The sequence below is a fragment of the Streptomyces sp. NPDC060209 genome, assembly GCF_042728155.1.
GTDB lineage: Bacteria > Actinomycetota > Actinomycetes > Streptomycetales > Streptomycetaceae > Streptomyces.
The window spans coordinates 1-14,370 of record NZ_JBHWZS010000219.1; the positions used below are offsets into that span (position 1 = coordinate 1).

The 14,370-nt window shown below is 70.5% G+C and carries 10 protein-coding genes and 1 tRNA gene; 2 read left to right on the forward strand and 9 right to left on the reverse strand.

Features of this window, described 5'->3' with window-relative positions; translation table 11 throughout:
• Positions 1 to 69: 69 nt before the first annotated feature.
• The 3 genes from thrS to ACFWFI_RS31070 form a co-directional block, all read right to left on the reverse strand.
• Positions 70 to 2,046 (reverse strand): threonine--tRNA ligase, encoded by a 1,977-nt coding sequence (thrS, locus tag ACFWFI_RS31060; protein WP_387396610.1) that lies wholly within the window; start codon positions 2,044 to 2,046, stop codon positions 70 to 72.
• 98 nt (positions 2,047 to 2,144) lie between these two features.
• Positions 2,145 to 3,386 carry a hypothetical protein gene (locus ACFWFI_RS31065; protein WP_387396612.1) on the reverse strand — a complete coding sequence of 414 codons (1,242 nt, stop codon included), beginning with the start codon at positions 3,384 to 3,386 and terminating at the stop codon, positions 2,145 to 2,147.
• A complete protein-coding gene (locus ACFWFI_RS31070) occupies positions 3,386 to 3,985 on the reverse strand; it encodes a DUF4365 domain-containing protein (RefSeq protein ID WP_387396614.1) in 600 nt (199 codons plus the stop codon). The genes ACFWFI_RS31065 and ACFWFI_RS31070 overlap by 1 nt, the downstream gene beginning before the upstream one ends.
• Positions 3,986 to 4,179: 194 nt before the next feature.
• Here ACFWFI_RS31070 and ACFWFI_RS31075 point away from each other — a divergent pair, with 194 nt between their 5' ends.
• Positions 4,180 to 4,905 carry a 3'-5' exonuclease gene (locus ACFWFI_RS31075; protein WP_387396616.1) on the forward strand — a complete coding sequence of 242 codons (726 nt, stop codon included), beginning with the start codon at positions 4,180 to 4,182 and terminating at the stop codon, positions 4,903 to 4,905.
• 62 nt (positions 4,906 to 4,967) lie between these two features.
• Here ACFWFI_RS31075 and ACFWFI_RS31080 read toward each other — a convergent pair.
• Positions 4,968 to 5,039, reverse strand: a tRNA-Val gene (locus tag ACFWFI_RS31080).
• Between the two features lie 115 nt (positions 5,040 to 5,154).
• Here ACFWFI_RS31080 and ACFWFI_RS31085 point away from each other — a divergent pair.
• The gene (locus ACFWFI_RS31085; protein WP_387396618.1) at positions 5,155 to 7,560 is read left to right on the forward strand and encodes an SCO7613 C-terminal domain-containing membrane protein; all 2,406 of its coding nucleotides are present in this window, start codon (positions 5,155 to 5,157) and stop codon (positions 7,558 to 7,560) included.
• A 99-nt stretch (positions 7,561 to 7,659) separates the two neighbouring features.
• Here ACFWFI_RS31085 and ACFWFI_RS31090 read toward each other — a convergent pair whose 3' ends face one another.
• From ACFWFI_RS31090 to ACFWFI_RS31110, 5 genes are all read right to left on the reverse strand, one after another.
• Entirely contained in the window at positions 7,660 to 10,407 is a 2,748-nt protein-coding gene (locus ACFWFI_RS31090) for an exo-rhamnogalacturonan lyase family protein (RefSeq protein WP_387396620.1), read from the reverse strand.
• Between the two features lie 61 nt (positions 10,408 to 10,468).
• A complete protein-coding gene (locus tag ACFWFI_RS31095; RefSeq protein WP_387396626.1) occupies positions 10,469 to 11,017 on the reverse strand; it encodes a hypothetical protein in 549 nt (182 codons plus the stop codon).
• A 48-nt stretch (positions 11,018 to 11,065) separates the two neighbouring features.
• Positions 11,066 to 11,926: a carbohydrate ABC transporter permease gene (locus tag ACFWFI_RS31100; protein ID WP_387396622.1), complete on the reverse strand. Its 861-nt coding sequence runs from the start codon at positions 11,924 to 11,926 to the stop codon at positions 11,066 to 11,068.
• On the reverse strand, positions 11,923 to 12,915 hold the full coding sequence (locus ACFWFI_RS31105) for a carbohydrate ABC transporter permease (RefSeq protein WP_387396629.1): 993 nt from the start codon (positions 12,913 to 12,915) through the stop codon (positions 11,923 to 11,925). Before ACFWFI_RS31105 ends, ACFWFI_RS31100 begins: the two co-directional genes overlap by 4 nt.
• Before the next feature lie 10 nt (positions 12,916 to 12,925).
• A complete protein-coding gene (locus ACFWFI_RS31110; RefSeq protein WP_387396624.1) occupies positions 12,926 to 14,212 on the reverse strand; it encodes an ABC transporter substrate-binding protein in 1,287 nt (428 codons plus the stop codon).
• Positions 14,213 to 14,370: the final 158 nt, after the last annotated feature.

Below are 14,370 nucleotides of genomic sequence, written 5' to 3' on the forward strand. Positions count from 1 at the left end.
CCCGCGAGGACGAGAAGAGGCCCCCGGGGGACGCGTAGCGCTCCCCGGGGGCCTCCCGCACGGCACGGATCAGACCTGGACGCGGTCCTCGACGGCCTTCGCGATCTTGGCGATCGCGTCGTCGACCGGGATGCCGTTCTCCTGCGAACCGTCGCGGTAGCGGAAGGAGACGGCGCCGTTGGCCATGTCCTCGTCACCCGCGATGATCATGAACGGAACCTTCAGCTTCTGCTGGTTGCGGATCTTCTTCTGCATCCGGTCCGAGGACGCGTCCACGTCGACCCGCAGCCCCTGCTTGCGCGCCTTGGCGGCGAACTCCTGGAGGTACGGGATGTGGGTGTCGCCGATCGGGATGCCGACCGCCTGAACCGGGGCGAGCCACGCCGGGAACGCGCCCGCGTAGTGCTCGAGCAGCACCGCGAAGAAGCGCTCGATGGATCCGAACAGCGCGCGGTGGATCATGACCGGGCGCTGCTTCGTGCCGTCCGGGCCGGTGTACTCCAGGTCGAAGCGCTCCGGCAGGTTGAAGTCGAGCTGCACGGTGGACATCTGCCAGGTGCGGCCGATGGCGTCCTTGCACTGCACCGAGATCTTCGGGCCGTAGAACGCGGCGCCACCCGGGTCGGGGACCAGCGGGAGGCCCTGCTTCTCGGCGACCTGGCGCAGCGTCTCGGTCGCCTCTTCCCAGACCTCGTCCGAGCCGACGAACTTCTCCGGGTCCTTGGTGGAGAGCTCCAGGTAGAAGTCGGTCAGGCCGTAGTCGCGCAGGAGGTTCAGGACGAAGGTGAGCGTCCGGTCGAGCTCCTCCGCCATCTGCTCCTTGGTGCAGTAGATGTGCGCGTCGTCCTGCGTGAAGCCGCGCGAGCGGGTCAGGCCGTGGACCACGCCCGACTTCTCGTACCGGTACACCGTGCCGAACTCGAAGAGGCGGAGCGGGAGCTCACGGTACGAGCGGCCTCGCGCGTCGAAGATCAGGTTGTGCATCGGGCAGTTCATCGGCTTGAGGTAGTAGTCCACCCCGTCGTCGAGCTGCATGGGGGGGTACATGCCGTCGGCGTACCAGTCCAGGTGGCCGGACTTCTCGAACAGCTTGCCCTTGGTCGCGTGGGGGCTGTAGACGAACTCGTAGCCCTCCTCCTCGTGGCGGCGCCGCGAGTAGTCCTCCATGGCACGGCGGATGACGCCGCCCTTGGGGTGGAAGACGGCGAGACCGGGGCCGATCTCGTCGGGGAAGGAGAAGAGGTCCAGCTCGTTGCCGAGCTTGCGGTGGTCGCGCTTGGCGGCCTCCTCCAGGAACTCCAGGTGTGCCTTGAGCTCGTCCTTGGTGGGCCAGGCGGTCCCGTAGATGCGCTGGAGCATCGGGTTCTTCTCGCTGCCCCGCCAGTACGCCGCCGCGTTCCGCATCAGCTTGAAGGCGGGGATGAACCGGGTGGTGGGCAGGTGCGGGCCCCGGCAGAGGTCCTTCCAGCACAGGTCGCCGGTCTTCGGGTCGAGGTTGTCGTAGATGGTCAGCTCGCCGCCGCCCACCTCGACGTCCGCGCCGTCGTCGGACGACGCGGAGCCCTTGATCCCGATGAGCTCCAGCTTGTACGGCTCGTCGGCGAGCTCCTCGCGGGCGGCATCGTCGGTGACGACCCGGCGGGAGAACCGCTGCCCCCGCTTCTGGATCTCCTGCATCTTCTTCTCGATGGCCTTGAGGTCCTCGGGCGTGAACGGCTTCTCGACGTCGAAGTCGTAGTAGAAGCCGTCCTTGACCGGCGGGCCGATGCCCAGCTTGGCCTCGGGGTGCAGTTCCTGCACGGCCTGCGCCATCACGTGCGCGGTGGAGTGCCGCAGGATGTTCAGGCCGTCCTCGGAGGAGATCTCGACGGGCTCGACGACCTCTCCGTCCTTGAGCTCGTACGCGAGGTCCCGGAGCTCGCCCTCGACCCGCGCGGCGACGACGGTGCGCTGCCCGGGGAAGAGCTCGGCGGCCGTCGTTCCCGTCGTCACCACGTGCTCTTCCCGCTCGGAATCGCGTTGGATGATCACACGGACGTCTGACACCGGTCTCTCCTGACTGAGGGGGTGCGTCGCTTTCCTCTTGCGCGCGCAAGAGGAATCGTACCGAGCCGGGGGGCCTCGACGCGAAAGGGATACCGCGGCTACCCTTCCTCCCCCGTACAGGCCTCCTCGAAGAAGTCGACGTTCTCGTGGAGCGACTTCATCAGCCGGTCCCGCTCCGCCTCGTCCACCTGGACCGGCGCGACCTGCGAGGCACCGGTGAGCCGCCGGAATCCGCCCCTGTTCTCCAGCCTGCCCTCCACCCTCAGCGGGAGTCCGACGAGGTGGGCGTGGCCCGCGATCCGGTAGGCCTCCTCGTCGAGCTCGATCCGTACGTGCGCGATCTCCGCTCCGGCCAGCACCCGCAGCCGTACGACGCCGGGACCGCGCGGCCCGGAGCGGCGAAGCCGTACGACGGCTCCGGTGATCCGTACGGGAACGGCGGGTTCGTCCTGCAGGTAGCGCACTCCCGCCAGCCGGAGGGCGGGCAGGTCGCCCGGGGAGAATTCGACGGGCTCGGGGCCGGCCGGGCAGCCTTCGGGGATTCCGGCGGCGGGCGCCCAGGCCAGGGTGATCCTGGTGCCTTCCGCCCCCCGGACGAGGGCGACCACCGCTTCGGTCAGTTCCCTGCTGACGCCGGCGGCGACGGCGGCGTCGAATGCCTCCATCCCGCCGGTCGCCCGCTGGTAGTCGACGGCTTCCCGGGCCGCGTGCAGCGCAGCGTAGAGCTGTACGACGACGGCTCGTCCCGCGGTGACGGGAACGAACGCGGTGAGGCCGCGGCCGTCGGCCGTGGGTCCGACGAGGGTGCCGTCCAGGGCGCTCCGGGCCTTCCTGCGGTGCCGGGCGCCGTGGTAGCCGGCCCGGCCGCGTACGGCGAGGGATCCGGCGAGGAGGATCTGCCGGGCCGCCGTGCGCAGCTGGTCGCTGCCGGTCCAGTCGGCGGCTCCCGGGGCGCCTTCGGGGACGTCACGCCACCAGCGGATCTCGTCGCTGGGCACGGTGAGGGCGACCAGGATGTCGCGGGCCGAGGGGGCGGCGCTGCGGGTGAGCGCGGTGACGGCCTCGGCGAGCAGGTCCTCGCTGTCGGGGAAGGCGATGGTGTCCGGCACGAGCAGGCTGGTCCCGGCGGTGGCGGGGCCGGGCGGGGCCCAGCGGCTGTAGCGGCCCTGCGCGCCTCCGCGCCGGTGCCAGCCGTGGCGCCGCAGCAGGGCTCCGAGAACGGCGGGATCGACGCGGGCGGGGTCGGGTGCCGGCCCGGGGTCCGGGCCGACGGCGTACGGGTGTGCGCGGCTGCCCGCCGGGACCGTCCCTCCGGTGGGCTCGTCCATCGACCGGTGCATCAGGGTCTCCCTCCCGCCCCGACTCGGGCCATGATGTCGCAGAGTGCTCGGTCGTCGAAGATCCGCGAGGTCGGGATCCGCACGGTGGTCCGGTGACGGCCCGTCACCGGGTGGCCCGCCAGGTTCGTCCAGTAACAGCAGTGCCGCAGGTCCAGCCGGTCGTGTCCGGCCCGCAGCCAGTCGTCCTGGCTGCGGGGCACGAGCATCACGACCAGGATCTTGTGCACCGACACGGGGCTGCGCGCGAGCTTCACCAGATGGGCGTTGTCGAGGGTGAAGGAGAACGTGGCTCCGGGTGGGTGCGGGGGGATCTGGTAGGTGCATTTGAGCTGCACCTTGATGGTCACTTCGTCGTCGACGGTGTGGTCGGGGGCGCCGTGGCTGACGTGCCAGTCGATGCCGTTGTCGGGAAAGGGCTGCGAGAGTGAGCAGCCCGCCGCGGCTGCTACCGCGTGGAGGTAGCCCACCTGGAGGGTCTCCATGCAGGCGGTGGTGGCGAGTGTGCCGCGCAGCGGTGGTGTGTTCCGCTGCTGCGGCGGCTTTCCCCCGTGGTCCTCGGTGCGGGCGGGACTCCCTGGGTTCGGCTGCGCGAGCGCCATGGCTCCGTGCCTTCCGGGCTGTGCCGACCGGTTGCCCGGTCTCCGCTGGCGGGCCGGCCAATTTCCTTGCCCGTCCCTTGTGTTGTCACCGCAGGAGCCGGGCCGTAAACGGCGTATCAGGCATAGGGTGCGGGTATCACCGAACCGGGCAGAGGAATCCCGCCATCTGCCGAGCAGGCGCGAGGAGTTCGGGGATGACGCATTGGTTCGAGGGGCCGCTGGCGGCTTTTGACACCGAGACGACAGGCGTGGACGTCGAGGAGGACCGGATCGTTTCGGCCGCCCTCGTCGTCCAGGACGCGGCGGGCGGACGACTCCGCGTCACCCGCTGGCTGGTGAATCCGGGGATTCCGGTGCCGCCCGGCGCCACCGAGATCCACGGTCTGACCGACGACCATCTGCAGCGCAACGGCCGCTGGCCCGCGCCGGTCGTCGAGGAGATAGCCCGGGCGCTGGCGGAGCAGTGCGCGACGGGACGGCCGCTGGTCGTGATGAACGCGCCGTTCGATCTGACGCTGCTGGACCGGGAACTGAGGCGCCACCGGGCGTCGTCGCTGGCCGGCTACCTGGGGACCAAACCGCTGTGCGTGCTGGATCCGCGGGTGCTGGACAAGCATCTGGACCGCTACCGCAAGGGCCGTCGCACCCTGACGGACCTGTGCGAGCTCTACGGGGTGACGCTGGACGGCGCGCACGACGCGGCGGCCGACGCGGCGGCGTCGCTCGAGCTGGTGCGGGCGGTGGGGCGGCGGTTCTCCGCCCGGCTGGAGCGGCTGTCACCGGCGGAGGTGCACTCGCTGCAGGCGGTGTGGCACGCGGCCCAGGCGCGCGGGCTGCAGGCGTGGTTCGAGAAGAACGGTGCGCCGGAGGCGGTGGATCCGGCGTGGCCGCTGCGTCCGGAGCTTCCTGCGGCGGCCTGATCCGGACCGGGGCACGCGAAAGCCGGTCCGTCGATGACACTGACGGACCGGCTCTTCCCGGGTGGGCGATACTGGGTTCGAACCAGTGACCTCTTCGGTGTGAACGAAGCGCTCTCCCACTGAGCTAATCGCCCGGGAACGGGTTGAACCATACAGGGCTCGGAGCCTTGGGTTCAAACTCCTACTCAGTGGCGGAACTGAGTATGTGAGCCCATGCACGCGGATGTGGCCGCCGCCACACTCCGGTACATGAGACATGTGCCGCCGCCCGCCGAGGAATTGGCCCTCCTCGATCATGAACTGGCCCGGCTGGACGCCCGCCGGGCGCAGTTGCTGAACCGTCGCGCCTGGCTGCTGAGCGTGCTGCGTGCGCCGGTCGCCCCGTCGCCTCTTCCGGCACCGGTCCCCCGGCCCTACGCTCCGCCCTCACGGGCACCCTCGTCCGCGCACGGCACGCAGAACGTGCTGCTGGTGCTCGGTGGTCTGCTGCTCACGGTCGCGGCGATCGCCTTCACCCTCTTCAGCTGGGGCGAGATGGGCATCGCGGGCCGTTCGGCGGTGCTGGCGGTGGTGACGGCGGGTGCGCTGGTGGCGCCCGCACTGCTGCTGCGCCGCTCGCTCCCCTCGACGGCGGAGGCGGTGGCCGTCCTGGCCCTGGTACTGACGGTGCTGGACGCGGTCGCGCTGCACGCGGTCGCGGCGCCGGGCACGGACGGGCTCGCGTTCTCGGCGGTCGCGTCGGCGGTACTGGTGGCGGTGTGGACCCTGTACGGGCTGCTCCTCGGCCGGCTGCGGACGCCGTTGCCGGCGGCCGTGGTGGCGGGGCAGCTGCCACTGGTGTTCACCGCCTGGGCCGCGGGGGCGTCCGCGACCGGCTTCGGATGGGCGCTCCTGGTGACGGCGGCGGCCGATGTCGCGGTGGCGACGTGGGGCCGGGGGCTCGCGGTACGTGTCACGGCGTGCGCCGGGGCGGCGCTGACGGGACTGATCTCGCTGGCGCTGGGGCTGGGGCTGTCCGTGTCGGCCGACGGCGTGTCCGGGGCCGTGGGGCCGGGCGCTCTGCTGCTGGCCGGGGCCGTGGTGGCGGTGGCCGGGTCCTGGCGCGCGCCCGGGACGACAGCCGTCCTCGGGAGCGTCGTGGGGGGCCTCGCGGCGGTTGCCGCGGTGGGCGGCGTGCCGGGTGCGGGGCTGCCGTGGCACTGGGCGGTCCTGGTGTATCTGCTGTGCGGTGCGGCCCTGTCGGCCGTGCTTCGGTTCCCCGTCCCCCGGCCGGTCATGTGGGGGGTCCTGGGCGCGTCGGCCTCGGTCGTGGCGGGCGCGGTGCTGTGGGCGGCACCCGTGGTGGCCGCGGCGCTGCTGGGGCCGGCGTCCGTGACGGCGGGGGTGTGGTCCGGGGCACCGGAAGGTTTCCGGGGTGCGGTAGGGCTCGCGGTGCCGTGGTCGGAGTCGGCTTCGTCCCCGGTGGTGCTGGTGGCGGCGGCGGGCCTGTCGGCCTCGCTCCGCGTCAGGTGGCCGCAGGCCCTCCCGGAGAGGGGATGGCGCGTCGCGGCCGCGGCCGGCGCGGCGGTTCTGGGCTGGGGTGCGGTGCCGGCCCTGCTCGCGGTGGCGGATGCGCCGTACGCGGTGGCCGTGGGCGTGGAACTTCTGCTGGTCGCGGTGCTGCTGGCCCTCGTCGTGCGTCGCGCCGCCGACGCCGTCGCGGTGACCTGCCTGGTGTGCGCGCTGGTGGGGGCCATGAGCGTGGGACTGCTGGGACTGGCCGCCGAGCCGGCGACGTACGCCGTGTCCGGCACGCTGATGCTGGTGTTCGCCGCCTCCGCGGCCGGCGCCCGTGTGCCCGCGGTGCGGTCGGTGCTCGCCTGCGCCTCGGTCCTGTGCGCGGTCGCCGTCGCCGGGGCCGTGGGGGCGTCGCTGGGGTGGAGCGCCCCCCACACGGCCCCGCTGGTCCTGGTCGTGACGGCGGCGACGGTGCTGCTCGGGGCGCGGCTGCGGGGGCCAGTGGTGTCGGCCTCGGTGGAGCTCGCGGGGGCGTTCGCCGCGGTGGTCGCCGTGGGTCTCGCGGTGACGGACGCGCCGTTCCTGGCGCTGGTGCTGGGGTTGTGCGGGGTGCTGGCCGCGGCCACGGCGCTGCGGCCGGAGCGCCGACGCGTGGCGGGGTATCCGGCGGCCGCGCTGTTCGTGGCGGCGGCGTGGGTGCGGCTGGCGGCTTCGGGGGTGACGGACCCCGAGGCGTACACGCTGCCCGTGTCCGTGGCGGCGTTCGCGGTGGGCCATGTGCGCCGTCGCAGGGATCCGGCCACGTCCTCGTGGGTGGCGTACGGTCCGGCCCTGTCCATGACGATGGTGCCGAGTCTCGTGGTGGCCTGGGGTGATCCGCACTGGCTGCGGCCTCTGCTGCTGGGGGTCGCGGCTCTGGTGGTCACACTGGTGGGTGCCCGCCTGCGGCTGCAGGCGCCCCTGGTCCTGGGCGGTTCGGTCCTGGCGCTGGACGGGCTGCACGAGCTGGCCCCGCATGTGGTCCAGGTCTTCGACGCGCTCCCGCGCTGGGCGCCCCCGGCGCTCGCCGGGCTGCTGCTGCTCGCGGTCGGTGCGACCTACGAGCAGCGGCTGCGCGACGCGCGCCGGGTGCGGGAGAGCTTCGGCCGGATGCGTTAGGGCCTTTCGTCGGATCAGGCCGGATCAGGGAGCGGGGCCCGGTGCGTGCAGATGCGCGCACCGGGGCACGCGAGCCCGGCATGATCCGGACGAGGTGGCCTATGGCATCCTGTCGCCGACGAGCGCGAGGTTCTGGATGGCCGCCAGGCCGTAGAGGGCGGTGGTGTTGGTGCTCGCCCAGGCCGCTTCACTGCCCTGTACGGGCCCGGTCGGCCCTTCGATCTTCTTGGTGCTCCAGTCGGTGCTCTCCTTGTAGTCCCACGTGTCGGCGCTGCTGTAGAACTGCTTCCACGCCCGGGTGGCCAGCGTGACGTCGCCGGTCCGTACGGCGGCGTAGGCGTCCTGGCGCGAGTGGCCCTGGAACAGCAGCAGGGTGCCGAAGTTGCTGCCGTAGCGGGCGGTCTGTTCGGCCTTGGTGGCGTTGAAGTAGCGGCAGTAGTCGATCCAGGCGGCCTCGAACGCCGGCATGTCGATCATGTCGATGAGTTCGGCGTTGAGCTCGACCAGGCCGAACATGGCCGACAGGTGCGAGACTCCGACCGCGGGCTTCTCGGCTATCGCGAACTTCCCGGTGTCCAGGTCGTAGAAGCCGACGCCCTGCACGAAGCCGTTGGGCTGTGCGGCGATGGTCTCCATGGTGGACAGGACGCGGTCCCTGGCCTTCTCCCACTTGGGTCCGCGCCGTTCCCACTCGGTGAGCCAGGCGGAGACGAGGCCGCTCCAGTCGGTGCCGAAGCCGATGGACAGCGCGTGGCGGTCCGGGGTGTAGGGCTCGGTGCGGATCTTTCGGATGGGGTCGAGGGCCAGGAAGGTCTCGTCGGAGTCGACGTTGGCGTGCATGAGGTCGCCGACCCGTTCGTCGGCGGTGAGGAAGTAGAACATGCGCCGGTAGGTGGTGTTGGCGATGCGCTGCTGCTTGGCGCTGTCGGCGTAGTGCTGTACGCCGTGGCGGGTGCCGAGCCCCGCCCACTTGCCGAGGTGGTAGACGTCGACCTCGCCGGTGTGCCGGGTCATCGCCTCGGCGAAGCGGTAGATGTCGGCGCGGCCTGAGCGCATGTAGGCGTACCAGAGCCAGAGGTCGGGCGAGAGTTCGGAGTTGTCCCAGGCGTAGCCGCCGACGTCGTAGCACCACTGGTGGCGGGTCGGGTCGTAGCTGTGCATGATGTCGCCGTAGTCCCAGAAGCCGTACCAACGGCGCATCTCCACCTGGTCCTTGTAGTACGTGAAGAGGAAGTCCAGGTGGTCCTCGATCTTCGACTTCGCTGCGGTGGAGCGGTCGGGTTCCGCGAACAGGCCGCCGAAGACCTTCGCCTTGACGAGCTGCTTGGGCGGGGCGGCGAGCTGGGGCGGTGTGCGTACGGCGTCGACCTGCTGGGCGAGCGTCTCGGGCGCGGGGGTGGTTTCGTTTGCCCAGAAGAGGAGTTCGCTGGTCCTCGCGATGCCGTACGGGGTGCCGAAGCCGGGCTCGTAGTCCTCGTACGTGATGTTGAGGCCTTCGAGCTGTTCGGCGTAGGTGTCCTGTTCCATGCCGTCGTGGTAGAAGCGCAGGTCCATGGGCTGGGCTTCGGGCGACCAGAGCCAGAGGGTGACCTCGGCCTCGTCGGTGTGCGCGTCACGGATGTCGAGCTGCGCGGGGTGCTTCTCCCAGAAGTCGCGCAGCCCGAAGGAGAACCCGCCGCTGGGGCCCCCGACGTATCCGAATCCTGAGGCCCTCCTGCCGCCGCCCGCGCCGATCCAGCCGTGCCCCTTCTTCGTGCGTTTGCGCAGGCCGAAGCCGTCGGCGGACAGCTGGGAGAGGGTGTAGTCGCCCCATTCGGGGATGTACTGGAGCCGGATGGTGACCCGCTGGTCCCAGGTGGCGGGGTCGGGGAGCTTCTGGCCCGCGAACTGCGCCTCGCGCACGGCCGCCCCGGGGTCGCGGCGCAGTCCGGTGATGCCCTTCACGGCTTCGCGCAGCAGCCCGGTGCCGTCGCCGCCGATACGGATGTGGCGGTCGTAGGCCGCGTCACGCATGGGCACGGTGAAGCGGACGCCCAGGCCCCGGACGAAGTCGCCGCTCGCCTTGCCCGGCTCGATGGTGCCGTCGTAGGTGATGGTGTGCACCATCCGGAAGGAATCGGCGCCGGCGTAGAAGTAGAGGCGTACGGAGAACGGCATCCAGGACCGTGAGCCCTTGCGGTGCTTGCCGTCGATGCGGACGACGGCCCGGACCGGCCCGTCCTGTTCGACCGCGGCCTCTTCGATGACGCTCTCGAAGCGTTCGTACTTCTCGCCGCCCTGGTCGCCGTCCTCGATCTCGCCCTGGCGCACGAGGACGAGCCGGCCGTCGCGGGCTATCTCGGTGGAGCCGCGTGTGACGGTCTTGACGAGGGCGGAACCGTTCGTCCCGAGCCTGGCCGTGATGACCCCGGTGGAGACGGTGATGGTGCCGCCCTTGCGGACCGCCGTGACCTTCTTCGACGGGGCCGCAGGGGCGCCGGCGGCGAGGGAGAACTTCTTGGCGGTGGCCTCGGGACCCACGGCGTGCGCGGTCCACTTGAGCGAGCCGTCCGGCCAGTAGCCGATCGGCCAGGTCTGGACCGGGACGTCCTTGCCGTCCTCCGTGGACAGCGCGAACGTCTGGTCCTTGGTGTACTGCCCCTTGGGCCACGGCACGCCGAGCGTGGAGCCGGGGGCCGCGCCGAGCCCGCCCGACTCCAGCCAGGTAAGGGCGACGGGTTCGTCGGTCCGCTCCGCGTTCCGGGTCGCCGCCGACGCGGGTGTGGCGCCGAGGGACCAGCTGAACTGTGCGGCCGCGCCGGCCGCTGCCGCGGCCTTCAGGAGCGTTCTCCGGGGCATCCTGGACATGGTTGTGCCTCTCTCCGTGCGGGATTCGGGACAGGGAACGAACAGGGAGGGGTCTGAGAGATCAGCGGGAGAGCCGGCGCGCCCGCACCGCGGTGGCCGCGGCGGCGACGGCCCCGACGACGGGGACGGCCAGCGGCAGCACCAGGGCGCCGGACAGCACGACGACGGCCATCCCGCAGACGAGCAGGAGGGAGCCGGCCGGATCCCGGACCGTGTTCCGGCCGGCCTCGGCCAGGAGTGTGCGCCAGAGGGCGCCGGGCTCCCAGCACGAGGCCGCGCGCACGACGGCGACCAGGAGACCGATCATGGCGAGGACGCCGACGGCGCCCACGAACGGTCCGCCGGGCAGTCCCGCCCGGACGGCCTCCAGGTCGAGCCAGAGGAGGGCCGCGGCAGCCCATACGGCCGCACCCACGACCCATCCGCCGCGTGCGGCGGCCCGGGCGTCGCCCGCGAACTCGCGCAGGCCGCCGTGCTCACCGGCGAGGTAGCGGCGCAGGTGCCGGGTCCCCGCGGCGAAGGCCGCGGGGAACGTGAACAGGGGCACCGCGGCGACGGCGATCCACACGCCGACGAGCAGGCATTCGGAGAACAGGGCGAAGCGGTCCATGACGCGCGAACGCCTGGCCGGGGTGCGGGTCTTCGTCGCCACGGTGCGTCAGCCCTTCAGGCCCGAGGTGGCCATTCCGTCGATCAGGTACCGCTGGAACGCCACGAAGAAGGCCAGCACCGGCAGCAGGGCCACCAGCGACATGGCGATCATGCCGCCGTAGTCCGCCACCGCGTCCTGGTCGATGAACATCTTCAGCCCCATGGAGACGGTGTACTTGTCCGGCTCGTTGAGGTACAGCAGGGGGCCCATGAAGTCGTTCCAGGCGTTGATGAACGTGAAGATCGCACTGGTGACGAGCGCCGGCCGGCAGAGCGGCATGACGATGGACCAGTAGGTCCTCAGGTGCCCGCAGCCGTCCAGCCGCGCCGCCTCGTCGAGCTCCTTGGGCAGGCCGCGCATGAACTGCACCATCAGGAAGACGAAGAAGGCGTCGGTGGCCAGGTATTTGCCGATCAGCAGCGGAGTGAAGGTGTTGATCAGCTCCAGCTTCTGGAAGAGGACGTACTGCGGGATGATCAGTACGTGGTACGGCAGCAGGAGGGTGCCGATCATGATGGCGAACATGATGTTGCGGCCGGCGAACCGTACCTTCGCGAAGGCGTAGGCGGTCAGCGAGCAGGACAGCACCACGCCGATCACGGAACCGACGGCTATGTAGGCCGAGTTCAGGAAGAACGTCGAGATCGGGATGTCGGCGATGCCCTCGGTGAGCCGGGCGTAGTTGTCGCCGATCGGGTCGGCGGGGAACAGGTCCAGGGCGCCGATGATCTCGGAGCTGGGCTTGAACGAGGCCCCGATCGTCCACACCACCGGATAGAGGACCACGGCGAGGATGACGAGCGCACCGAGGTGCCAGGCGAGTGCGCCGGGTCCCCGGCGCCGTACGGCTGCTGCCAGGAGACTCATCGGCCGCCCTCCTCATAGTGCACCCAGCGCTTCTGGGACCAGAACAGCACGGCGGTGACCAGGCCGACCGCGACCAGCAGCAGCCATCCCATGGCCGAGGCGAATCCCATGCGGCTGTTCACGAAGCCTTGTTCGTACAGGTAACAGGTGTAGACGAGCGTCGCGTCGGCCGGTCCGCAGCTGCCGTTGCTGACGATGTAGGCCGAGCCGAAGATCTGGAACGAGTGGATGGTCTCCAGCAGGACGTTGAAGAACAGGACCGGCGAGATCATCGGCAGGGTGATGTGGAAGAACCTGCGCCAGGGGCCGGCCCCGTCCACCTCGGCCGCCTCGTACAGTTCGCGCGGGACCTGCTTGAGGCCGGCCAGGAAGATGACCATCGGCGCGCCGAACTGCCAGACGGTGAGGGCGATCAGCGCGTAGATGATCATCGCGGGGTCGCCGATCCAGCCGCCGACCTCGACGCCGAACACCTTCTGCGTACGGTCGACGATCGCGTCGTCCGAGAACAGCGCGCGCCAGACGATGGCCGCCGAGACGCTCGCCCCGATGAGGGACGGGGCGTAGAAGGCCGCACGGTAGAAGGACTGGCCCCACCGCTTCTGCGCGAGCAGCATGGCGACGGCGAGTGCCGCGGCCAGCTTGATCGGGGTGCCGATCAGCACGTACCAGGAGGTGACCTTGACCGACTGGCGCCAGCGGGGGTCCGCGAACATGTCGGTGAAGTTCTGGAGGCCGATCCAGCGTGGCGCCTCGAACAGGTTGTACTCGGTGAACGACAGGTACAGCGAGAACACCATCGGCCCGGCGATCAGGAACAGGAAGCCCGCGATCCAGGGCGACATGAAGAGATAGCCGGCCAGGTTCTCGCCGCGGTCCCGCCGCTTCGCGACGGCGGGTGGCGCGTTTCCTCCGGGACCGTTCCTCTTGGCGACGGAACGGTCGTCCCCGTCGGCGAGCACGCCCGGGGAGGTGTGGATGTGAGTCACCACGGTCCTCTCAGTTCGAGGCGAGGGCGGTCTTCGCCTCTGAGAAGAACTGCTTCACGGAGTCCTTCGGCGAGGTCTTACCGAGGGACAGGTCGGCCCCGATGCGCAGGAAGGCCGCCTCGATGACGTCCGCGCCCGCCGGGTGCGGGGTGATGGGCTCCAGGACGCCCGCGTCGGCGATCGCGGTCTCGTACGCGCCGATGGCCTTGCTCGGGGCGTCGGAGGGCTGGTAGGCCTCGAACTGCGCGGTGGTGGCGGGCACGCCGCGGTCGTAACCCATGATCCGGGCGACCTCGGGGTCGTGGGTCATGAAACTGATGAAGGTGGCCACCTCTGCGGGGTGCTTGGTGCGTGCCGAGCCGCTCAGCATCAGCGACCCCAGGTACTGACCGGTCTTCTTGCCGTCGGTGCTCGGGATGGGCGCGAGGCCGTAACTGCTCTTGCCCTCCGCGCTGTAGCGGACCGAGAAGTTGTCCCAGGTGAACTCGCCTGCGGACAGGCCCTTGGCGGTGGCCGACGCGGGCTTGATCTGCTCGACCTTGTTGGGGTCGGCGTAGAGCCCCGACTTGACCCGCTCGAGGGCCTCGGTCCAGTACGGCAGCAGCTCGGCCTCGCCGAAGCCCATGCCGTCCTCGGTGAAGAATGCCTTGCCGTTCTGGCGGAGGATCAGGTCGTACAGGTACATCACGCCGTGCGGACCGGCGTCACCGGCGATCTTCTGGCCGCTCTTGATCTTCTGCAGACCGGCCAGCCAGTCGTCCCACGTCCAGCCGATCTCCGGTGCGATGCCCGCCTTCTCGTACACCTTCTCGTCGATGACCAGGGCCATCGAGTTGCTGCCGACCGGCACGCCGAGCAGCTTGCCGTCGATCTCGGCGAACTTCTCCAGCCCGGAGCGGAAGCCGCCGAGGTCGAGGTTGCCCTTCTCCACCTGGGGGCTGAGGTCGAGGAGGACGTTCTTCGCCTCGTACTTGCGCAGGAAGGTCACGGCGTTCTGGATGACGTCCGGGGGGTTGCCGCCGGCCGCCTGCGTGTTGAACTTCTTCCAGAAGTCCGCGTACTGCTGGAAGTCCGTCTTCACCTTGATCTTCGGGTGCTTCTTCTCGAAGAGGCCGACGCACTGCTGGATCTTCTTGGCGCGGTCGTCCGCGCCCCACCACGAGTGCCGGATGGTGACCGGACCACCGGAACCGCTGCCGCCCGAGCCGCAGCCGGCCGCGGTAAGCCCGAGACCGGCCGCCGAGAGGCCTGCCAGCTTCAGCAGCTGCCGCCTGTCCATGCCGTTGTTCCGAGACATAGCTCGCCCCCACCGTTCGCATTGAATCGTTTTAGAAAGCGCTTGCTGGGTCAAAGTAAGGAGCAGCAACGGGCGCGTCAACGGTTAGGACGAAATTTCGGTGGCATGACGACGGGCCGAACAGCCGGCACGGGTCGCGGCGCAGGGCGCGCATGGAA

What these genes read in the sequence shown, in the direction of transcription:
- ACFWFI_RS31065 (WP_387396612.1), bottom strand. Translation starts at nt 3,386, where the DNA reads ATGCACCGGTCGATGGACGAGCCCACCGGAGGGACGGTCCCGGCGGGC.
- ACFWFI_RS31070 (WP_387396614.1), bottom strand. Translation starts at nt 3,985, where the DNA reads ATGGCGCTCGCGCAGCCGAACCCAGGGAGTCCCGCCCGCACCGAGGAC.
- ACFWFI_RS31075 (WP_387396616.1), top strand. Translation starts at nt 4,180, where the DNA reads ATGACGCATTGGTTCGAGGGGCCGCTGGCGGCTTTTGACACCGAGACG.
- ACFWFI_RS31085 (WP_387396618.1), top strand. Translation starts at nt 5,155, where the DNA reads ATGAGACATGTGCCGCCGCCCGCCGAGGAATTGGCCCTCCTCGATCAT.
- ACFWFI_RS31090 (WP_387396620.1), bottom strand. Translation starts at nt 10,407, where the DNA reads ATGTCCAGGATGCCCCGGAGAACGCTCCTGAAGGCCGCGGCAGCGGCC.
- ACFWFI_RS31095 (WP_387396626.1), bottom strand. Translation starts at nt 11,017, where the DNA reads ATGGACCGCTTCGCCCTGTTCTCCGAATGCCTGCTCGTCGGCGTGTGG.
- ACFWFI_RS31100 (WP_387396622.1), bottom strand. Translation starts at nt 11,926, where the DNA reads ATGAGTCTCCTGGCAGCAGCCGTACGGCGCCGGGGACCCGGCGCACTC.
- ACFWFI_RS31110 (WP_387396624.1), bottom strand. Translation starts at nt 14,212, where the DNA reads ATGTCTCGGAACAACGGCATGGACAGGCGGCAGCTGCTGAAGCTGGCA.